The sequence below is a fragment of the Synechococcus sp. CC9605 genome (genome assembly GCF_000012625.1).
Lineage (GTDB): Bacteria > Cyanobacteriota > Cyanobacteriia > PCC-6307 > Cyanobiaceae > Parasynechococcus.
Window position 1 is genome coordinate 553,474 of record NC_007516.1, and the last position, 19,964, is coordinate 573,437.

Annotated in this window: 24 protein-coding genes; 8 read left to right on the forward strand and 16 right to left on the reverse strand. The window is 62.3% G+C overall.

Annotated elements, in window-relative coordinates:
* Positions 1-20 precede the first annotated feature (20 nt).
* Positions 21-938, forward strand: coding sequence for a 3'(2'),5'-bisphosphate nucleotidase CysQ family protein (locus SYNCC9605_RS02910; RefSeq protein ID WP_011363574.1), 918 nt, complete (start codon positions 21-23; stop codon positions 936-938).
* A 7-nt stretch (positions 939-945) separates the two neighbouring features.
* Here SYNCC9605_RS02910 and SYNCC9605_RS02915 read toward each other — a convergent pair whose 3' ends face one another.
* The 15 genes from SYNCC9605_RS02915 to SYNCC9605_RS15025 form a co-directional block, all read right to left on the reverse strand.
* Positions 946-3,111, reverse strand: coding sequence for a polyribonucleotide nucleotidyltransferase (locus SYNCC9605_RS02915; protein ID WP_011363575.1), 2,166 nt, complete (start codon positions 3,109-3,111; stop codon positions 946-948).
* A gap of 106 nt (positions 3,112-3,217) precedes the next feature.
* On the reverse strand, positions 3,218-3,520 hold the full coding sequence (rpsN, locus tag SYNCC9605_RS02920; RefSeq protein WP_011363576.1) for a 30S ribosomal protein S14: 303 nt from the start codon (positions 3,518-3,520) through the stop codon (positions 3,218-3,220).
* 57 nt (positions 3,521-3,577) lie between these two features.
* Positions 3,578-4,660 (reverse strand): M50 family metallopeptidase, encoded by a 1,083-nt coding sequence (locus tag SYNCC9605_RS02925; protein ID WP_011363577.1) that lies wholly within the window; start codon positions 4,658-4,660, stop codon positions 3,578-3,580.
* Positions 4,661-4,684: 24 nt separating this feature from the next.
* Positions 4,685-5,962, reverse strand: coding sequence for a serine--tRNA ligase (gene serS / locus SYNCC9605_RS02930; protein WP_011363578.1), 1,278 nt, complete (start codon positions 5,960-5,962; stop codon positions 4,685-4,687).
* 42 nt (positions 5,963-6,004) lie between these two features.
* Entirely contained in the window at positions 6,005-6,166 is a 162-nt protein-coding gene (locus SYNCC9605_RS15020; protein ID WP_006852120.1) for a hypothetical protein, read from the reverse strand.
* Between the two features lie 78 nt (positions 6,167-6,244).
* Complete coding sequence (locus tag SYNCC9605_RS02935) at positions 6,245-7,735, reverse strand: AAA family ATPase (protein WP_011363579.1); 1,491 nt, start codon at positions 7,733-7,735, stop codon at positions 6,245-6,247.
* Positions 7,732-8,268: a YceD family protein gene (locus SYNCC9605_RS02940; RefSeq protein ID WP_011363580.1), complete on the reverse strand. Its 537-nt coding sequence runs from the start codon at positions 8,266-8,268 to the stop codon at positions 7,732-7,734. Before SYNCC9605_RS02940 ends, SYNCC9605_RS02935 begins: the two co-directional genes overlap by 4 nt.
* On the reverse strand, positions 8,265-9,395 hold the full coding sequence (yidC, locus tag SYNCC9605_RS02945) for a membrane protein insertase YidC (protein ID WP_011363581.1): 1,131 nt from the start codon (positions 9,393-9,395) through the stop codon (positions 8,265-8,267). The genes SYNCC9605_RS02940 and yidC overlap by 4 nt, the downstream gene beginning before the upstream one ends.
* Before the next feature lie 56 nt (positions 9,396-9,451).
* On the reverse strand, positions 9,452-9,859 hold the full coding sequence (locus SYNCC9605_RS02950) for a PH domain-containing protein (RefSeq protein WP_011363582.1): 408 nt from the start codon (positions 9,857-9,859) through the stop codon (positions 9,452-9,454).
* Complete coding sequence (locus tag SYNCC9605_RS02955) at positions 9,856-10,242, reverse strand: ribonuclease P protein component (RefSeq protein ID WP_011363583.1); 387 nt, start codon at positions 10,240-10,242, stop codon at positions 9,856-9,858. Before SYNCC9605_RS02955 ends, SYNCC9605_RS02950 begins: the two co-directional genes overlap by 4 nt.
* Positions 10,243-10,303: 61 nt before the next feature.
* Entirely contained in the window at positions 10,304-10,441 is a 138-nt protein-coding gene (rpmH, locus tag SYNCC9605_RS13630; protein WP_011363584.1) for a 50S ribosomal protein L34, read from the reverse strand.
* Positions 10,442-10,487: 46 nt separating this feature from the next.
* The gene (locus SYNCC9605_RS02960) at positions 10,488-11,063 is read right to left on the reverse strand and encodes a DUF2808 domain-containing protein (protein WP_011363585.1); all 576 of its coding nucleotides are present in this window, start codon (positions 11,061-11,063) and stop codon (positions 10,488-10,490) included.
* A gap of 75 nt (positions 11,064-11,138) precedes the next feature.
* Positions 11,139-11,522 carry a chorismate mutase gene (gene aroH / locus SYNCC9605_RS02965; RefSeq protein ID WP_011363586.1) on the reverse strand — a complete coding sequence of 128 codons (384 nt, stop codon included), beginning with the start codon at positions 11,520-11,522 and terminating at the stop codon, positions 11,139-11,141.
* Entirely contained in the window at positions 11,519-12,331 is an 813-nt protein-coding gene (sppA, locus tag SYNCC9605_RS02970; protein WP_041435434.1) for a signal peptide peptidase SppA, read from the reverse strand. Before sppA ends, aroH begins: the two co-directional genes overlap by 4 nt.
* The gene (locus SYNCC9605_RS15025; RefSeq protein ID WP_198002515.1) at positions 12,276-12,455 is read right to left on the reverse strand and encodes a hypothetical protein; all 180 of its coding nucleotides are present in this window, start codon (positions 12,453-12,455) and stop codon (positions 12,276-12,278) included. The genes sppA and SYNCC9605_RS15025 overlap by 56 nt, the downstream gene beginning before the upstream one ends.
* Between SYNCC9605_RS15025 and SYNCC9605_RS02975 the strand changes: the two genes are divergently transcribed.
* The 3 genes from SYNCC9605_RS02975 to SYNCC9605_RS02985 are packed head-to-tail and all read left to right on the forward strand — an operon-like array spanning position 12,385 to position 16,248.
* Positions 12,385-13,326 carry a DMT family transporter gene (locus SYNCC9605_RS02975; protein ID WP_011363588.1) on the forward strand — a complete coding sequence of 314 codons (942 nt, stop codon included), beginning with the start codon at positions 12,385-12,387 and terminating at the stop codon, positions 13,324-13,326. The genes SYNCC9605_RS15025 and SYNCC9605_RS02975 overlap by 71 nt on opposite strands.
* A complete protein-coding gene (locus tag SYNCC9605_RS02980; RefSeq protein WP_011363589.1) occupies positions 13,323-14,432 on the forward strand; it encodes a glycosyltransferase in 1,110 nt (369 codons plus the stop codon). Before SYNCC9605_RS02975 ends, SYNCC9605_RS02980 begins: the two co-directional genes overlap by 4 nt.
* The gene (locus SYNCC9605_RS02985) at positions 14,407-16,248 is read left to right on the forward strand and encodes an ArnT family glycosyltransferase (RefSeq protein ID WP_011363590.1); all 1,842 of its coding nucleotides are present in this window, start codon (positions 14,407-14,409) and stop codon (positions 16,246-16,248) included. Before SYNCC9605_RS02980 ends, SYNCC9605_RS02985 begins: the two co-directional genes overlap by 26 nt.
* 3 nt (positions 16,249-16,251) lie before the next feature.
* On the opposite strand, the gene SYNCC9605_RS02990 is transcribed toward SYNCC9605_RS02985, so the two are convergent.
* Positions 16,252-16,773 (reverse strand): DUF721 domain-containing protein, encoded by a 522-nt coding sequence (locus SYNCC9605_RS02990; protein WP_011363591.1) that lies wholly within the window; start codon positions 16,771-16,773, stop codon positions 16,252-16,254.
* A gap of 64 nt (positions 16,774-16,837) precedes the next feature.
* Here SYNCC9605_RS02990 and SYNCC9605_RS02995 point away from each other — a divergent pair, with 64 nt between their 5' ends.
* The 4 genes from SYNCC9605_RS02995 to SYNCC9605_RS03010 are packed head-to-tail and all read left to right on the forward strand — an operon-like array spanning position 16,838 to position 19,946.
* A complete protein-coding gene (locus tag SYNCC9605_RS02995) occupies positions 16,838-17,611 on the forward strand; it encodes a PspA/IM30 family protein (RefSeq protein ID WP_011363592.1) in 774 nt (257 codons plus the stop codon).
* Positions 17,612-17,667: 56 nt separating this feature from the next.
* The gene (gene trxA / locus SYNCC9605_RS03000; RefSeq protein WP_041435440.1) at positions 17,668-17,994 is read left to right on the forward strand and encodes a thioredoxin; all 327 of its coding nucleotides are present in this window, start codon (positions 17,668-17,670) and stop codon (positions 17,992-17,994) included.
* Positions 17,981-19,171 (forward strand): aminotransferase class I/II-fold pyridoxal phosphate-dependent enzyme, encoded by a 1,191-nt coding sequence (locus tag SYNCC9605_RS03005; protein ID WP_011363594.1) that lies wholly within the window; start codon positions 17,981-17,983, stop codon positions 19,169-19,171. The genes trxA and SYNCC9605_RS03005 overlap by 14 nt, the downstream gene beginning before the upstream one ends.
* Positions 19,155-19,946 carry a biotin--[acetyl-CoA-carboxylase] ligase gene (locus tag SYNCC9605_RS03010; protein WP_011363595.1) on the forward strand — a complete coding sequence of 264 codons (792 nt, stop codon included), beginning with the start codon at positions 19,155-19,157 and terminating at the stop codon, positions 19,944-19,946. The genes SYNCC9605_RS03005 and SYNCC9605_RS03010 overlap by 17 nt, the downstream gene beginning before the upstream one ends.
* The last annotated feature ends 18 nt before the right edge of the window (positions 19,947-19,964 follow it).

Consider the following 19,964-nt stretch of genomic DNA (forward strand, 5'->3'; position numbering starts at 1 on the left):
GGCGAGCGCCTCTGTTGATCATGATGCCCAGCTCTGCCGTCCTCCCCGCTGGCGTGAACAAGGAGGCTCTGCTGACTGAACTGCGTCGCCTCAGTTGGGTAGCCGCCGACATCCTGCGGGCCTATGCCCGCGGCGAGCAGCCCCCGCATGGTTTCCCCAAGGCCTTGAGTGTTGATGAAGGCGGAGAGGGCCCGGTGTCTGCGGCTGATCTGGCTGTGAACAAGTGGTTGCTGGATGGTCTGTCCGCCGCGTTCCCCAAGGCCAACTGGACTCTGCTGAGCGAGGAGACCGCCAAGGAGCAGCTCACGGAAGGTCAACCGCTGTCGGCGGAGTGGCTGTGGATTCTCGATCCCCTGGATGGCACCAAGGATTTTCTGCAGGGCACAGGCGAATACGCCGTTCATCTGGCCCTCGTGCGCGACAAGCGGCCGGTGATCGGTGTTGTGCTCCTGCCGGAAGCCGATGAACTTTGGATCGGCATCGTTGGCGAGGGTGCCTGGTGTGAAGACCGTCAGGGTGAGCGGTCGCCGGTTCGCTTCAGCGACAGAACTGAGGTTTCAGACCTGATCCTGGTGGCCAGCCGTAGCCACCGCGACGACCGTTTGGTCAAGCTCATTGATGCCCTTGACCTCGGCGGTTCCAAAGCCGTCGGCAGCGTTGGCTTCAAGGTGGCCACGATCCTGAGGGGCGAAACCGACCTTTACGTCTCCCTCTCCGGCAAGAGCGCTCCCAAGGATTGGGACATGGCTGCTCCGGAGGCGGTGCTGCTCGCGGCCGGTGGTCGTTTCACCCATGCGGATCAGGCCGACCTCACCTACAACACCGGCGATGTACGTCAGGCCGGCTGTCTGATCGCCAGCCACGGAAAAGCCCACGCCGAGCTCGGAGAGCGTGCGACGCGGGCCATGGCCGAGATAGATCCCGGCTTTCAGGTCTGAGGCCTGATCAGCTGAGCGGTGCCACCGGGGTGGGCTGAGGCTCCACATCGGCAGCGTCGCCGGCCTGGGGCACGCCTCTCAGGGTGAGGTTGATGCGGCCGCGGTTGTCGATTTCGCGCACCCGCACGGTCACCTCGTCGCCCACCTTCACAACGTCTTCGACCTTCTCAACGCGAGCTTCGGAGAGCTGCGAGATGTGGATCATGCCTTCCTTGCCAGGGAGGATCTCCACGAAGGCGCCGATCGGGATGATCCGGGTGATCGAGCCGGAGAACACCTCGCCCTCGTTCACCTTGCGGGTCAGGCCTTCGATGATCTTCTGGGCTTCTTCAGCTGCAGCACCATCGTGGGAGGCGATGGTCACGATGCCGCCGTCCTCGATGTCGATCTTGGTGTTGGTGCGCTCGGTGATGCCTTTGATCGTGCGTCCACCTGGGCCGATCACGGTGCCGATCAACTCAGGATCAATGCGGAAGCTGAGCAGACGTGGGGCATGGGGAGACAGGTTGTCCCGAGGGGTGTCAATCGCCTCGAGCATCTTTTCGAGGATGTGGAGCCGTGCCGGACGTGCCTGGTTGACGGCTTCGGCCACCGTCTTCACCGAGAGGCCGGTGATCTTCATGTCCATCTGCAGGGCTGTGATGCCCTTCTCGCTACCGGCCACCTTGAAGTCCATATCACCAAGGAAGTCCTCGATGCCTTGGATGTCGGTGAGGATCCGCACCTCATCGCCCTCTTTGATCAGACCCATGGCAGCGCCACTCACCGGGGCCTTTAGCGGCACACCGGCATCCATCAGCGACAGGGTGCTGCCGCAGACGGAACCCATCGAGGTGGAGCCATTGGAGCTGAGCACTTCGCTCACCACACGCACTACGTAGGGGAAGGTGTCTTTCTCGGGAAGCACCGGAAGAATGGCGCGTTCGGCCAGTGCGCCATGGCCGATCTCACGACGACCGGGGGAGCGCATCGGCCGCGTTTCACCGACGGAGTAAGGAGGGAAGTTGTAGTGGTGCAGGTACAGCTTCTCGGTGTTGGGATGGAGATCGTCCATCTCCTGGGCATCGCTGGGGGTGCCCAGCGTTGCGGTGGAGAGCACCTGGGTGAGTCCGCGCTGGAACAGACCGGAGCCATGCACCCGGCGCGGCAGCACGCCGGCCATGGCGCTGATCTGACGCACCTCGTCGAGGCCGCGTCCGTCCACACGCTTGCCGTCCTTGAGAATCTGCTGACGCATCAGCTTCTTGGTCAGCGCCTTGAAGCTGTTGCCAAGGAGTTTGGGGCTGCTGGCCAGAGCCTGGCGAACGGCATGGTCTTCCTTCAGACCTGCGATGGTCTCGGACACCTCGCCCTTCACGGTTTCCAGGGCTGTGTCCCGCTCGTCCTTGCTCTGATCAAATTTGCTGAGGACGGCGCTGATCGCTTTGCTGCACTGCTTCTCCAGGTAGGCGGGAACGGTGCTGTCTTCGTCCGGTTTCTCCGGCTTCACCTGAGTGATGCCCAGATCCTTCAGCAGTTGTTCCTGAGCCTTGATTAGTTCGCAAATGGCTTCGTAACCGAAATCGATCGCCTCGATCACGTCCTGCTCGGGCAGCTGGTTGGCGCCGGCCTCGACCATCACCACGCCGTCGGGGGTGCCGGCAACCACCAGGTCCAGATCACCCCGTTCGATCTCCCGGTAACTCGGGTTGAGGACGAAGTCATCGCCCAGCAGGCCCACCCGAACGGCTGCCATCGGGCCGTTGAAGGGGATGCCCGCCAGAAGCGTGGCAATCGAGGCGCCCGTCACCGCCAGAACATCGGCGGGGACCCGCTCATCGAGGGACAGGCAGGTGGCCACCACCTGCAGGTCGTCGCGCAGCCAGCTGGGGAAGAGCGGCCGCATGGGGCGGTCAATCAGTCGAGCGGTGAGAGTGGCGCGTTCAGGTGGGCGGCTCTCACGACGCATGTAGCTGCCGGGAATGCGGCCGGCTGCATAAAGCCGCTCTTCGTAGTCGCAGATCAGCGGCAGAAAATCAATGCCTTCACGACCGCCCGAACGGGTTGCGGTCACAAGCACGGCGGTGTCGCCACACTCCACCAAGACGGATCCTCCCGCCTGAGGGGCGAAGCGCCCGGTGGTCAGTCGAATCTCGCGTCCGTCAAAGGAGATCGACTGGGTTTGTCCTTGCACGACGTCTTATGTCCTTTTGTCAATCCCAAGTCTGACATTTCATGGCTGCCCTTCACAAGAAAGGGGAGGCCAAGCCTCCCCTCACGACGCTATGGCGACGAGCTGATCACCAGCTGGACTTGACCACGCCGGGCAGCTCTCCTTTGTGGGCGCGCTCACGCAGCTGGTTACGGCAAAGACCGAAATCGCGATAAACGCCGCGGGGTTTGCCGGTGGCCCAGCAGCGGTTGCGCACACGGATGCGTGCGCTGTTGCGAGGCAGAGCCTGAATCTTGCGATGGATCTCCAGGCGATCCATCGGATCTTCGGCTGCGTTGAAGGCTGCCATCAGTGCTGCGCGCTTGGCCGCATAGCGCTCAACCGTTTTCTTGCGCTTCACATCGCGAGCGATCATCGACTTCTTGGCCATGCAGCTGAGGGCAGCGAGTGAACGAATCGTCAACGATACACGGGCGTCTTCGCCCGCTCAGCGACCCATCAATTGCTGGACCACCGGCAGTTGTGTGGTGTCACGCACGATCAGCACAAGCGTGAGCCCCACCAGAAGAAGAAAACCGGATTGCACGAAGGCCATTTGGATCCGTTCCGACACCGGACGACCCCGAACGGACTGAATCGCGAGCATCATCATCTGCCAGCCATCAAGCAGCGGCAGCGGCAGGGAATTGAGCACGGCCAAATTGATTGAGATCAGGGCTGAGAACAGCGCCAACCCGGATCCCCCCTGCTGGCTGAGCTGAGCGCCCATCTCAACGATCTTCACGGGACCACTCACCTGGCCTGCCGTGGCTCGGAAGTTGGTCAGGAGCCCGGCGTAGCCGCGCACGGTTTGCTCCAGCATTTGGCTGAATTGCGAGCCGGTGGTGAGCACCAGTTCACCGGGATTGTGCACGGGGCGCATCTCCCCACTGATGTTGGCCTGCAGCTGGGCACCGATTTTTCCTGTGCCCTGTTGATCCTCGGGGATCAGTTCAACGGTTGAGGTCGCGTCGCCCCGCTTTCGCTCCACACGAATGGGTTGCTCGGGTGCTGCTTTCACATCCCGCACCATCGCGGCAACGCCCCGTTGTCCTGCGGCGAGGGGTTGGTCATTCAGACTGAGGATCTGGTCGCCTGCACGAAGCCCGGAGCGGGCGGCAGCACCACCCGGTTGCACCTGAACCACGAGGACCCCGGGATCTGGCGCGGCGGGCACGCCGACAATCGCTGCCTGAGCGAACAGCACCACCAGTGCCAAGGCCAGGTTGGCCAACACGCCTGCAGCAACCACCAAGGCCTGCTGGGGGATCGGCCGGTTGCGCAGCAGATCCGGATCATCAGCAGGGATCGTGCTCTCCTCGTCGTCGTCGGGGAAGGCAACGAAACCACCCAGGGGCAGCAGCCGCAGGGCGTAGGTCACCCCACGCCGTTGTTTCTTGATCAGGGCTGGGCCAAAGCCAATGGAAAAGCCGCTGACGTGAATTCCCTGGAGTGTCGCAGCGAGGAAATGGCCGGCCTCATGCACCACGATCAGCAGGGCTAGCACCAAAAGGGCGGCCAACACGTTCATATGTCCATCAGGAATCCAGTCGGGTCATTCTGGCTGGAGTCGCTCGCGGCCGACGTAGGGCACCAGAGCTTTGGGCAGCAGGACGCTGCCGTCGGACTGTTGGCCGTTCTCCAACAGAGCCGCCATGGTTCTGCCGACGGCCAGGCCACTTCCATTCAGGGTGTGCACCAATTTCGTGGCCTTGCCTTCTTTGGTGCGGATTGAGGACCGTCGTGCCTGAAAATCGCCACAGACGCTGCAACTGGAGATTTCCCGGTAAGCCCCTGCTCCCGGCAGCCACACCTCGAGGTCGTAGGTCCGGCGGGCGGAAAAGCCGAGGTCGGCGGTGCAAAGGTCCAAGACCCGATAAGGAAGCTCCAGCGCCTGAAGCACGGCTTCTGCATCGGCCGTGATCCGTTGGTGCGCCTCGTCGGAGTGATCGGGGTGCACAAACCAGTACAGCTCCACCTTGTTGAACTGGTGCAGGCGGATCAAGCCACGGGTGTCGCGGCCGTAGCTGCCGGCCTCACGGCGGAAGCAGGGGCTGTAGGCGGCATAACGGAGGGGCAGTTGGTCTGCCGGGATGATTTCGTCCCGGTGCAGGGAGGTCACCGGCACCTCAGCGGTTGGAGTTAGCCAGAGGTCGTCCTCCGCGCACCGGAAGCTTTCCTCGGCGAACTTGGGCAGCTGCCCTGATCCGGTGAGGCTGGCGCTGTTCACCAGCACCGGGGGCAGCACCTCGCGGTAACCCTTGCTCGTGTGGAGGTCGAGCATGAAATTGATCAGGGCACGCTCCAGCCGTGCCCCTTGCCCCATCAGCGTGACGAAACGGCTCTGCGCAATGCGGACGGAGCGTTCGGTGTCGAACAGCTGCAGCCTCTCGGCGATCTGCCAGTGCTCGTAGAGGCCGTCATCAACCCGGGGGGTTCCCCAGCGGCGCACTTCAACGTTGTCGTCTTCACTCCGCCCATCCGGGCAGGCTTCTGAAGGCAGGTTGGGGAACCCCAGCAGCTGCTGCTTGAGCTCACTGGAAAGCTGCTTTTCCTCCTCCTCCAGCACCGCCACCTTCTGCTTGATGGCATTGCCCTGCTGGCGGAGTTCGGCGACCTCGTCGCCTTTGGGATCGGCGCCCGACTTAATGCGTTGGCCAACCTCCTTGCCGATCCGGTTGCCTTCCGCCTGCAGGCCGCTGCGTTGTTGCTCTAGATCGCGCTGCTGCTGGGCAATCAGCTGCAGTTTGGTGAGATCAACTGCCTTACCTCGACGCCCCAGTTGCTGGGCGATCGTTTCGGGGTTGTCACGCACAAGGCGCTGATCGAGCACGGTTTCAGGGGCGTCAGCGCCGGCAGCCTATGGCAGTCCGTTTCAGAGCACTTGGCCAACCATCACCGCAGCAATGCCTGAGAACAGGGTGATGCCAAGGGCAGTGAGGGGGCTTTGCCCCTGGGCCACGGCCATGGTCGTGATCACACCGGCACCAAGGCAGGCCACGCAGAGCTGAGTGGCGATGTCGTTGCGGCTCTCCACATTGGTCCTGCTGTTGATGGGACCGTAGGGAGCGCGCCGGCCAGCGACTTGCCCAAGGCTGGCGTTCGTTACGCCGCGTCAGGCTTCGTTACCTGCAGCAACAGAGGCGGGGCGGGCGCGGCCGCCGGCAGCCCACTGCTTTAGCCGCTCGAGCTGTTCGCTTGCGGTGCGGGAGAGGGGGATGAGCTGGGAGGCCGCTCCAATCAGATCCGGCTCCGTCAACTCACGGTTGTCGGCGAAGGCCAAGTGCATCGCTTCGATCACGGTCTGCTCCAGCTCTGCTCCGGAGAAGCCCTCACTGCGGCTCACCACCGTGTCCAGGGGAAGCTTCAGCCCCGGGCGTCTCCGTTCCAGATGCAGCTCAAGAATGCTGTGGCGCTCAGAGCTGCTGGGCAGATCGAGCATGAAGATCTCATCGAAACGTCCCTTGCGCAGCAGCTCAGGTGGCAGCTTCTCAACGCCGTTGGCGGTCGCCACGACGAACACCGGGGACTGCTTCTCAGCCATCCAGGTGAGCACGTTGGCCAGAACCCGCTGGGTGGTGCCGCCGTCACTGCGGCCATCCCCCCCGAAGCCCTTGTCGATCTCATCGATCCAGAGCACGCAGGGGGCCATGGCTTCAGCCCGTTGGATCATCTCGCGGGTGCGTGCCTCGCTGGCCCCCACCAAGCCCGCAAACAGACGCCCCACATCCAGCCGCAGCAGGGGCATCGACCAACTGCAGGCGATGGCCTTGGCGGTGAGTGATTTGCCTGTGCCTTGAGGCCCCACGAGCAAAACGCCACGGGGCAGAGGCAGTCCGAAACGGCGTGCATCTTCCGAGAAGGCTCGGTGCCGTTGGTTCAGCCAGGTCTTGAGACCGTCGAGGCCTCCAATGGCTTCCGTGCCCGCATCGCAGCGGCAGAACTCCAGCACCTCGCTGCGGGCAATCGTCTGGCGTTTTTCGTCCAGAACGTCCTGCAGATCATCTGATCCCAACTGGCCGCGGCGGGCCAGGGCCCGCGCGGCCACCTGGCGCACCCGCATCTCGCTGAGCCCGCTGCAGGCCTGAGCCAATTCATCCAGGACAGGAGCTGGCAGGGGGCTGCCGCTGCTGGTGCCGATGCTGCTGATCAGCCGGCGCAGGTCGTTGTTGTCGGGAAGGGGGAGATCCAGCAACGTCAGGCTCTCTTCCAGATCACCGGGGGGTGTCCATTGCCCGCAACACAGCACCAGGGTGTGTGGGGTGCTGCGCAGGGATGCCTCGAGATTGCGCAGCATCCGGGCCACACCGGGGTCATCGCAGAAACGATGAAAATCCTTGGCAAGCAGCAGGGTTGGGCTGCCTGCATCCCGTTGCTGGAGCCACTGCAGCATGGCCATCGGTTGACGGCTTCCCTGGCCATCGGCATTCACCGGCCCGCTGATGCCATCGATGAAATTCCAGCAGACCAGCTGGCGTGCAAGCCGTTGAGCGGCCTCTCCGAGCAGGCTTTCCACCCGAGCTTCCTCATTGCTGCGCACCCAGATCAAAGGTGTGCGAGCACGCACCAGAAGGTCGAGCTGGTGTCCCCAGGCTGCACTGCTCATGGCTGGTCGATCTGCTGCTGGAGCTGTTGCAGGGCCTGCCAGCGGGGATCGACGTCCTTCGGCTTGGCGTCTGAGGTCACAGGCTGCTGCTGGAGGCCTGGTGGGCCTGGGCAGTGGTCACCGCAGTGGTTAACGACAGGCAACAGCAGGTTGAGCTGTTCGAAGGCCCATTGCTGGGGGTCAAATTGACCGCGTGGATCGAGAACATCCGCCAGGCCTTCCATCTCGGCAACCTCTCCGGACAGCTCCAGCTCGTCGGCCGTCGGTTGCTCCTCTCCCAGCCAGATCAGTTCCGCAGGCGTGCAGCTGAGGCTCTGATTGAACTGATTCAGGCAGCGATCGCAGCAGAGCGTCACGATCGTGCTGAGCTTCCCCTCAACCGCCAAGACGTTGCCGCGATGCTCTGCGGAGACATGGCCTCGCACGGGTGTGAGCGAGGGGAGCTCATAGAGCTCACCCTCAACGTCCCAGACTTTCGCGGTGCCGAGGGCCCGGAGCTCCTGGAGGGGGACAGGCTCCAGTGCCTCGATCACTTGCCCTTCGGTTCAAAGGGCAGCCGTGAGCCGCCTGAAGTGGCGGAGACCGTCACCGTTTTCTGGGCCATTTGCTGGTCCAGAATTTTCTGGAGATTGTCGGGAAGTGCCTCTTTGGTGAGGATGAAAGTCTGCAGCCCTTGGAAAATGTTGGCGATCAGCATGTAGAGCAGAACGCCGGCAGGGAGTGGGAAGAACAAAAACATCCCTGTGATCATCACCGGAGTGATTTTGTTGGCCGTAGCCTGCTGAGGGTTGGCAGGCATGCCCATGCCCGACAGCAGTTGGGAAATGAACAAGGTGATGCCGAATCCGGCAACGAGAATGGCGATGTCCCAGTTGATGGCGCCATCGGCGTAGAAGCCCACCTGGCCCAGGGCCTTGATGAACAGGAAGCCGCTGCGGGCTGCCAAGCCAGGAATCTTGGCTTCAACGGTGGCATCACCAGTGGCGAGGGCCGTGATCGTGCCGTCCTCACTGACGCTGACAATGTCATCGCCCTTGGTCACTGCCCATGTGGGGGCAAAGCGTCCAGGGTTTTCAACATCCGTGAGCACGTCGCTGAAAACGCGGCCGTCCTTCGTGTGAAGGTTCACAGTGGCGCTGTCACCGACGCCGATCTTTGTACCCCGCGGCAGGCTGGCGATCACCGGCACATGGTCGGTTTCACCGATGAAGATGGAATGGCTGGCGCTGTTGAACGGTTTGGGTTCAACGGCGGCGATCTGGTCCGCAGGCAACACCTTCATGTTCAAGGTGTAGGGGACGTCGGCGAACGGTGATCCCCGCAGGGTTGCAAACAGAGCAAAGAGGATCGGCATCTGCACCAGCAGCGGCAGGCATCCCGCCAAGGGACTGCCGAATTCCTTCATCACATTGCCCAGCTCCTCCTGAAGTTTCTGAGGATTGTTGGCGTAACGGCTTCTGATCTCAGCCTGGCGTTTCTGGATCACCGGTTGGGCAATGCGCATGCGCCGAGCGCTGCGAATTGATCCTGCGCTCAGGGGGTAGAGCGCGATCCGGATCACGAGGGTGAGGGCGACGATGGCCAGGCCATAGCTCGGAACCAATCCATAGAAGAAGTCCAGGATTGGAATCAGCAGGTTGTCGGAGATGTATCCGATCACGTTGAAGAAACGGGGGGGCGGGACGTTGTGAGGCCAGTGTGCATGAACAGCTGCACTCAGGCGGCGAAACCTTCAGTGGTTTTCTGTTGGGCTTTGGCCGCACGGGTGCTGATGCGTTCGAGGATGTAGGCCTCCACTTCCCGGAATCGAGGCATCGAGCGCAGTTCGAGCCTGGCCCCGTCCTTGAGCACCAACACCATGTCTCCCCAGGCACCGAAGCCCCGGGGCACGGTGCGCACCTCGCTGATCTGCGAATACACCACCTGGGTTTTGTCTTTGCCCATCCAGCCACCCGTCACCGAAATGCGACGACTGGTGATGCGGAAGCGCAGCCAAAGGGCCCGAACAACGGCCCCGATGGTGAAGGGAAGGCCGACCAGCGTGAAGCCAAGCAGGATGTTGAAGATCAGATCCCCGCGGGCTGGGCCGCCGTCGTAGTGGACATCTTCCTGAATGCTGGTCATGGATCCAGTCCGGCGCTTCTCAGAAGACTGTCGCATTCTTCGAGCAACTGTGTGGGTTCGGCTTCCGCGGCTTCCGGGCGAAGGCTGATCAACAACCACCGGCCCGCCAAGTCGTTTCGCTGTTCAAAACGTCGACGCAGGTGGTCATGCAGAAGCCGTCTGAGCCGGTTCCGCTTAACAGAACGCTTGCTCACCTTGTTGCTGATCACCAGGGCGCAACGGCAGGTTCTCTCCTGTATGCCCCGCAACTCCCGGCGAAGCAAGTTCGAGTCCCCTGCTGCAACTCGCAGGACCATCAAGGTTCCGTGCTGGCGCTTGGAAGATCGGTGCAAGCGGTTGAAGCATCGATGCCCGCGCAATCTCATGGAGGCGGGAAGGACCATCAACCAATCCTGTTTGGAAGTTATGAGGAGGGGATAAATCCTCTGGATTCATGCCGCACCATCAAGCGGCCAGGCGGGCGCGGCCGCGCTTGCGGCGCGTGCGGATCACGCGACGGCCGGTGTGCGAGCGCATCCGTACTCGGAAACCCGAAACGCGCTTCCTCTTGCGGTTTGTTCCCCCGAGGGTGCGCTTGGTCATGGACGTCTCCTGGCTACCGGCCGATCTGAATCTGGGATTTTATCAGTCAGTCCACATCGATTAGCCAGCTGCCGCGGTAGCCGGACATCGGCACATCACCGGGGGCCTGCACCAGGGCATTGAACTGATACATGCGCTTCCCCTGGGGGTTAAACAGCTTGATGTGGAGCGAGTAATCCCCGTCTGAAGGCAGCGGCGTGTCGGGGAAGACCACGATTTCTGTTTGGTCTTTGTTGACTTCGATCAACGACGGGATCTCTTCGAGGCACTTGGTCCGGCTCATCATGCTGCCAACGCTGGTGCGGCAAATGCGCATGCGGTGAGGCTTGAGCTTGGAGTCGAAGTAGTCCGGCACGGTGACGGTGAGTTTGAGAATCGCGGTCTTGCGGTCCTTTTCGCGCAGGGTGAGATACCACTCCGAGCGGTCGTTCTCGATGCTGGAGGTCTGGTAGTAATACAGCTTCCGGTAGTCACGATCGTTGTCCCACCGGAATTCCATCAGTCCTGGTGTGCCCTGGGCGTGTGCGATCTGCTCGGGAGCTCCGCTGAATGCTGAGCCAAGCAACAGAGCTGCAGCGGTGCCGGCTCCAGCAAGCAAGCGTCTGATGGTGGAACGGGCCATAGGAAGAATCTTGATGATGGGATTCTCCTGAGTCCAACCACGGGGCGGTGATCTCAGGGGTCGGAGGCTGATCTGTCAGTTGTGACCAGATCGGTCTGGACGCAGCCGCTGCGCGTCGCCTTGGTAGGGATGCACAGGTTGCTGCTCCTGCGGGATCCAGGCGTGGGCCAGCACACGGATGCAGCGGGGGAGGTCGCCTTGAACAGCCATTTGCTGGCAATCCAGCAAGGCCACCGTGTCCCAGCCGGGCCGCCGCCGGGCAATGGCAGCTGGAAAACAGGCGTCGAGATCGGCGGTGACCGAGAAGGTCACCGACACCAGATGGTCGGAGCTCAGATCATTGCTATCGACGAGGGCATCCATCAGCGCGCTGACCGCCGCTTCGATGGCCTCCGTGCTGTTCTCTGTGCAGGTGGTAGCCCCGCGCAGGCCTCTCAGAACAAGGGGTGAGCTGGTCATGGGCGGTACAGCCAAAGCACCTGGCCGCTTCCCATCAATTCAATCGAGAGGCGCTGCTGCAGTTGATGCAAGAGCTGGGATCCCGGCAGCAAGCCACTGAGCTTGCGGCGTTGCTTGCCCAGAGTGACGGGACGGATGTCGTCCGTGTCGAGGTCGGCCAGCTGCGCTGCGAGACGACGGGCATGGTCTTCGTCGCCGAGTTCATCCACCAAGCCCAATGCCTGTGCCTGTTCTCCGCTGAACACCCGTCCATCGGCGAAGCGCTTCACCGTTTCCAGCTCAAGATTTCGCCCCTGCGCCACAACACCAACGAATTGGCCGTAGCTGCTGTCGATCAGCTCCTGAAGCAATGCACGTTCGGCATCGCTCAGCGGACGATCCGGGGACAGGATGTCCTTGAACGGACCGCTCTTCACCGTGTCGAAGCGAATCCCGATCTTTTCGAACACCCGCGAGAGGTCGTTCCCTCGCAGGATCACCCCGATGGAACCGGTGATCGTTCCGGGATTGGCGACGATTTTCTCGGCAGCTACGCCGATGTAGACCCCCCCTGATGCGGAGATGTTGCCGAAGCTGGCCACCACGCGACAGCCCTGTTCCCGGAGCCGCAGCAGGGCTGCATGAATTTCCTGGCTGTCTCCAACCGTGCCGCCGGGGCTGTCAATGCGCAGCAGCAGTGCTGGAAATTCCCTCTGCTTCACCTCCCTCAGCGCATTTAGCACCCGCTTCCGTGTGGCACCGGTAATGGGGCCATCAACAACGATGCGCGCCATCCGTCGTCGGGATTTTCGCCGCAAGGGCCAGATCATGTTGCGCATCTGCATCGCCCCAGATCTTAAAAAGAGCACCCAAGCGTCCATCCATGCCGTCATTGCGACTCTGGTTTCTGATGGTGTTGCCCTTTGCGCTCTGGGGCACGGCGATGACCGCCATGGCGCCATTGCTTGCCAGCGCAGGGCCTTGGCTGGTTGCTGGCTTGCGCCTCGTGCCCGCCGGTTTGGCTCTCTTGCTCTGGGGTCAGTGCACCGGCCGTGGCCTGGCGATCGATTCCCGTGATCGACTTTGGTTCCTCCTGTTCACCGTGGTGGATGCCACCTTGTTTCAAGGCCTTCTGGCGCTGGGCTTGGAGGGCACAGGCGCGGGTCTCGGTTCCGTCCTGATTGATTGCCAACCTCTGTTGGTGGCCCTGATGGCACGCGCTCTGTTCATGGAGTCGATCAATCCCATCGGCTGGATGGGCTTGGCCATCGGTTTGGCGGGGATCGTCTGCATTGGTCTGCCCGCTGAGCTGTTGGGACATTGGTGGTTGCTGGCTGATCCTCCGGTGGTGCAGCAGTTGTTTCAGCCCGGTGAGGGCTGGATGTTGCTGGCGGCCGTCGCCATGGCGGCTGGGACGGTGTTGATCCGCTTTGCATCACGCCACAGCGATCCGGTCAGCGTCACGGCATGGCACATGGTGCTGGGGGGACTTCCCCTGCTCGGGGTTCATGCCCTGCAGCGCACCGATGCCGGCTTGGGCTGGACGGCAACTGACTGGGCGCGGATGGGGTACGCAAGCCTGCTTGGAAGTGCCCTGGCCTACGGATTGTTCTTCTGGTTCGCCAATCAGCGCGATCTCACCAGTTTCAGCAGCCTTGGATTTCTCACCCCTGTGTTTGCCTTGGCCACCGGTGGGTGGTTGCTGGGAGAGCGCCTTGATCTGCTCCAGTGGATCGGTGTCGTGATGGTGCTTGTGTCGGTGATTTTTGTGAGTCAACGTCGACGGTTCTGGGAGCCACTGTCTCTTGCGGACCCCTCTTCATGACGCTGTCACCGCTTCATCTCGTCATCGTCAACACGCCCATCGGGGCCCTCGGCAGTGGCGAGGGTGGAGGTGTGGAGCTCACCCTCCGATCCTTGGTGCAGGGGTTGGTGCGGCGCGGCCACAGGCTCACGGTTGTGGCCGCCAAGGGCTCCACGCTTCCCGCCGACTGCAGCGGAGTTGAGTTGCTGGAGGTGGAGGGTGTGAACCAGCCCAGCTGGCAGCACGCCGACGAGCATGCGCCGGTCGAAATTCCCCGCAACGGTCTTCTGCCGGCTCTCTGGGAAGCCGCGCTCGATGTAGGTCAGTCCGCCGACGCCGTGATTAACGGTGGGTACGACTGGTTGCCCCTGTGGCTAACGCAGCAGGTAAGCGCCAGGCTCTTTCACCTCGTGAGCATGGGGGATGTGGCTGCGGTTATGCGTGACGTGATTGAAGCCGTCGCCGCTTGGGATTCCCGTCGTCTTGCTTTTCACACGCACCGCCAGGCCGCTGATTTCCAGCTCCCTTCCCCCGCCAACGTTGTGGGTAACGGATTTGATCTCAGCATTTACACCTTTCAGCGCCCGACCGATGGCCCCCTGGGTTGGGCAGGCCGCATCGCTCCGGAAAAGGGTCTGGAGGATGCAGCAGCAGCAGCAGCAGCGTTGGGAGAACAGCTTCTGGTTTGGGGGTTGCGTGAGGACGACGCCTATGCGCGCCAGGTGGAGTCGAGTGTTCCCAAGGGCACGATCGACTGGCGTGGATTTCTATCCACCCAGGAGCTGCAGCAGGAGATGGGCCACTGCCGCGCTCTGATCAACACACCCAAATGGAACGAGGCCTACGGCAATGTTGTGGTTGAAGCCCTCGCCTGTGGTGTTCCGGTAGTCGCCTATGACCGCGGTGGACCGGGGGAGCTGATCTGTTCGGGGCGCACAGGCTGGTTGGTGCCGCCCGACGATGTCGCTGCTCTCACGGAGGCTCTTCGTCGCGTTGACAGCATCGAGCGTTCCTACTGCCGCAGCTGGGCTGAGGAGTATGCCTCCTGTGAGGTCTTCAGTCAGCGAGTTGAATCGTGGGTTCGAACAGGACTGATGGCAGATGTCAGCATCAACCCCAGGAGCTGAGGGTCCCTTGTCGGTCAATGTTTCAGGACGCCAGCGACGCCAGGTTCTGGCGCTTGTGCTGACCCTGGGACTCGTCATCACCTGCTGGCGTTTGGGATCCACCGGCGTGGTGGATGAAACTCCGCCGTTGTTTGCCGCAGCCGGGCGGGCCATGGCTGACACCGGCGACTGGCTGACGCCTCGGGTGAACGGCTTGCCCCGTTACGACAAACCGCCCCTGGTGTACTGGCTGATGGGGTTCGGCTATGCCTTGCCCGGACGCGAGGTTTGGGATCCTCTCGGCAGTTGGGCGGCACGGTTTCCTTCCGCCCTGGCCACGGTCGGGCTGATGCTTGGCCTCGCCGATACCGTGCTGCGTTGGCCGTTTTCCGGCGATGCGCGTCCGCGTTTAACGGCACTAATTGCGCCGCTGGCGTTTGCCTTCTCGCCCCTGGTGCTCGTCTGGAGCCGCACCGCAGTGAGTGATGCTCTGCTGTGCGGCCTGCTGGGTCTCAGCCTGTTGTTGCAGTGGCGGCGTTTTGCTGCCCCCCAAGAGGTGGCCTGGTGGCCGGCCTGGGTGATCCTCGGATTTGCAGTACTGGCCAAGGGGCCTGTCGCTGTAGTGCTGTCAGGACTCGCTCTGCTGATGTTCGGAGCGTTGCGACGGGATCTCGTTCAGCCTTGGCTGAGGCTGCGCCCGCTGCCCGGGTTGCTGCTCACCGCTCTGATCAGCCTTCCCTGGTACGCACTGGAGTTGCTGGTGGAAGGACAGCCCTTCTGGGACAGCTTTTTCGGCTATCACAACCTTCAACGCTTCACCTCCGTTGTGAACGATCACCTCCAGCCCTGGTGGTTTTTCGGGCCGGTGATGCTCTTGGCTGCCCTGCCCTTCACGCCTTATCTGCTGTTGGGGCTGGCGCGGGTACCCCAATCACGGATCGCTCCTGAGCATTCGTTGCATCAATTCGCAGCTTGCTGGCTGTTGGCGGTGCTGCTTCTGTTCACCACCGCAGCCACCAAGCTCCCCAGTTATTGGTTGCCCGCCACCCCCGCGGCGGCTCTGTTGGTGGCCCAGGCCACTGTGAGCTCCACGGTGGGCTCATCGCGCTGGCAACGGATGGCCTGGGGCGCCTGCCTGATGCTGATCGCGGTCCTGGCCGCTGGGTTTTGGCTGGGATCGCTTTGGGTTCCCCTGATCGACGATCCGGAGATGCCGACGCTGTCGGTGGATTTGCTGGCCAGTGGTTTGTTGAAGTGGGCTGCGGTCTGGTTCAGCGCTGCCGCCGCCCTTGGAGCCGTTCTCTTGCTTCAGCGCCGTGCTGCCGCTCAGGCCTTGCTGGCCCTGCAGGGCTGTCTGCTCGGATTTCATCTCACGGCACTGATCCCCATCGCCGAACTCGCCGATCGTCTGCGTCAGCAACCGGTGCGCGACGCGTCCTCACTGATGCTGTTGCAACAGCGCAGTGGAGAGCCCATGGTCATGGTTGGCGCCATGAAGCCTTCGCTGCACTTCTACACAGGGCAGGTGATTCTCTACGAAGGCCAATCCGATGGGGCGTTGGTCAACATTGCGGATCGCCTGGCCCATGAACAGCGACGCGGCTGGAGTGGATACCCCCTCGGGAGTCCTGGTGCATCAAGCACTGTGCTGGTGCTGATCGATCGCGGCACGGCCGCTCGGGATCACTGGAGCGACCTACAGCCTTTGCTCCTCGGCCAGATCGGGATCTACGACGTGTGGCGTCTGGACCGCAGTCGCCTTGAGCAACGGGCACAAAACCTCAAGGCCGATGGCGTGGATGCCGACTGGCGGGAGCCGCGTCCGGAGCGGTACTGAGCCTTAAGACCGTGACAAGGTCTGTCGATGGCAAAAACCGCATTGCCCCCAGAGCTTGATTTCTCCGTTGGGCGCTGGTCTGCTGCAGTCCGGGCATGTCCCCATGCCATGCACATCGGTGCGGCTCGGATGCTGGGCCCAAATGCTGGCTTCGCTCTCCAATACTGCTGATTGAAGGGGGTGGTGTTGCTGAATGCGCAGATCACGCACCGCGTGGCCGGCTTGATGCAGGGCGCTGATCAGTTGAGGCTTGTTGTAAAGGAGAGCCTGGCGCCATTGGGGATGACTTGCTCCCACGGTCAGTACCCCGCGTTGCAGCGATAGGGGGCGGCAGTGCGGTGCCAGTTGGGCTCCCGCAACTCTCGGCCAGTCCTGCCAAAGCGCCGCCAAGTGGTCATCCTTGCGCCACTCTTTCTGCAGCGCGTTCAGGCAGGTTTGCAAGGGTTCCGCTGGCGCTGGTGCAGCTGACTGGAGCAGCTCCAGGCCCGGTAGGCGACGACGTTGTGACTCAGGTGCAACGCCCATCAATCAATCTTAGGCAGAACTGCTGCGGGAACCTCGCTAATCTCAGCGCGTCTAAGGCCAAGTCATGGGTTTCTTTGATCGGCTGAGCAGGTTGGTTCGTGCCAACGCCAACGCTGCTGTTAGCAGCATGGAGGACCCAGCCAAGATCCTCGATCAATCCGTCGCAGACATGCAGGCGGACCTGGTCAAGTTGCGTCAGGCCGTCGCCCTGGCGATTGCGAGTCAGAAGCGTCTGACCAGCCAGGCTGAGCAGGCTGCAGCTCAATCCAAGACCTGGTACGAGCGTGCCGAGTTGGCTCTGAAAAAGGGTGAGGAATCCCTGGCTCGGGAAGCATTGACCCGTCGCAAGACGTTCCAGGAGACGGCGACCTCGCTGACAGCCCAGGTGCAGGCCCAAGACGGCCAAGTGGAGTCGCTCAAGAAGAGTCTGGTAGCCCTCGAAGGAAAGATCGCTGAGGCCAAGACCAAGAAGGACATGCTCAAGGCCAGGGCCCAGGCGGCCAAGGCTCAGCAGCAGTTGCAGAGCACCGTCGGCAGCATCGGCACCGATTCCGCCATGGCGGCCTTCGAGCGGATGGAGGAAAAGGTTGAGGCCCTGGAAGCCACCGGTCAGGCTGCGGCTGAGCTGGCTGGATCTGATCTGGAGAGTCAGTTCGCGGCTTTGGAAAGCGGTGGCGGCGTTGATGATGATCTCGAGGCGTTGCGTGCTCAGCTGAAGGGAGGCCCGGAAGCCGTTGCTCTCCCCGCATCCGAGGCCTCTGAGGCCGTGAAGCCCGTGCAGGTGGAAGAGGTGGATGCCGAACTCGAAGACTTGAAGCGATCCATCGACAAGCTCTGAACAAGCGGGGAAAGTCATCCGGCTTTCCATAGGATCGGTTCAGTCATTTGAGTGCCTTGGCTGGAGCTGTTGCCGATTTCACCGATGCTGGTTTTAAACGTGAAGTCCTCAAGGCTTCCGGCACGGTCCTTGTTGATTTCTGGGCTGCCTGGTGTGGTCCCTGCCGACTGATCGCCCCTTTGATGGATTGGGTCGCCAGTGATTACGGCGATCGTGTCAGCGTTGGCAAGCTTGAGGTGGATGCCAATCCCCAGACCCGTGATGCCTATGAGGTGCAGGGCATTCCCACGCTCATCCTCTTCCGCAACGGTGAAGTGGTGGCGCGGCATGAAGGTGCCATCGCCAAACCGCAGCTGCAGTCCTTCTTGGATGCCAACCTCTAAGCGGCTTGCCTCGCTGGGCAACGCTGTTTTTGCCCGTGTTGACGCTGCCAAGCAGGCTTATCGGCTCGAGGCCTCTTCTTTAGAGCGACCGGGTCTGGTGGATCTCTCCATTGGATCGTCTGATCTCCGTCCGCCCACGACATTGTTGGACACCATGGCCTCAGCGGTCATGGCGTTCGACAGCAGCTCCTATTGCCTTCAGGCCGGACTGAGGCCTTTCCATGCCGCAGTCGCGGACTGGTGTCGCCATCGCTTCGACGTCGCGGTGGATCCTGATCATGAGGTCCAGTTGTTGGTGGGATCCCAGGAAGGAACCGCCCACCTGCCGCTGGCGTTGCTTGATTCCGGTGATGCTGCTCTGCATTTGGACCCCTGTTATCCGTCCCACACCGGTGGATTGCACCTTGCAGGAGCCCGGACCAAGGCCTTGGCCCTCTCCCCCGATAACGACTGGCGGCCGGATCTGTCGACCATCAGCCCCCAGCTCTGGGATCAACTGAAGCTGTTTGTTTTGGGGTACCCCCACAACCCTTCAGCCCGGGTGGGGGATCAGGAGGATCTCAATCGCATCACGGCGATCGCGGCTCGGCACGACGTGGTGATCGCTCACGACAATCCCTATGTGGATCTCGCCCTGGATGGAGAGCCTCCCGCTCTTCTGAAGGCTCCGAGCTGGAGGGAGTGCGGCATTGAATTCTTTTCCCTCTCGAAGGGCTGGTGCCTTGGGGGATTCAGGCTCGGTTTCGCGGTTGGTGCTGCACCGCTGATTGCCGCCCTGCGTCGCGCCAAGGCCGTCATCGATTTCAACCAGAGCCTGGCACTGCAGCAGGGTGCGATCCAGGCCTTGCAATCCTTCCCCGATTGGCCGCGGCAACTGCATCCGACCTATCGCGAACGACGGGATCGAGTGGTTGAGACCCTCAGGGCACGCGGTTGGTCAGTCCCTTGTCCAGAGATGGCGATGTACCTCTGGTTCCCCTTGCCTGATGCGGCCCATCGTCGGGGGTGGAGTGATGAAGATGCCGCTAGGGAACTGCTTCAGCGCAGTGGTGTCGCCTTGACCCCTGGGTCTGGGTTTGGTGACGGCGGTCGTCAGTGGCTGCGCATGGCGCTGGTGCGGCCGGTGAATGAGTTGGTAGAGGTTGCAGAGCGTCTGGCGGATGCAATGGATGACTGATCCACGGCTGCCGCAATATCGAGGCCCACACCGTGGTGGTGGCCGGTTGGTGGCGATGTATCGCCGCCTCGCTGGTGCCTCGGCACGCTGTTGGGCCATCCGACACGTGCCTGTGTGCAGCAGCACGGAGGAGCTGCTGGGGACCTGGTTGCGCGATCAGCCGTCGTTGATGGGGCCTCGCGCCGTCATTGCCACCCACCAACGCCGGGGAGTCGGCCAGTCGGGGCGCGCCTGGGTTTCTCCGCCAGGTGGTGTCTGGATCAGTGCTGCCTTGCCCTGGCGGGGCCATGGGTCTGGTCAGGCCGGCTTGCTTGGCTTGGCGCTGGCCCTGTCGGTGCTGCAACGGCTTGAGCAGCGGGGCCTTTCGGTTCAGATCAAATGGCCCAACGACCTGTTCGTGAACGGCCGCAAATTGGCGGGCCTTCTGCCAGGGGTGGTGCAGCGGGGCTCTCAGCTGCGTTTGCTGCGCATCGGCCTGGGCCTGAATGTGCGGAATGCAGTTCCTGGCCATGCCATTGCCCTGAGAAGGCTTGAAGGGCAGCTGGCTGCGGATCCGATCCGGTGGACGGCGGAGGTTTTGCTGGCCTTCGATCACTGTCACGGCATCGGAGGCGATGGGGCCTGGTGCCTCGATGGCGTTCAGGCCCGGCTCTGGTCCGATCAGCTCGTCCATCCTCAAGACGGTCAGATTTGGAGAATTGCTGGCCTTGAACGCGATGGAGGGCTGCGGTTGCGTCAGGGTTCAAGGACTGAAACCTGGCGCCGCTGGCCCTGAGTTGGTGTCCCATCCATA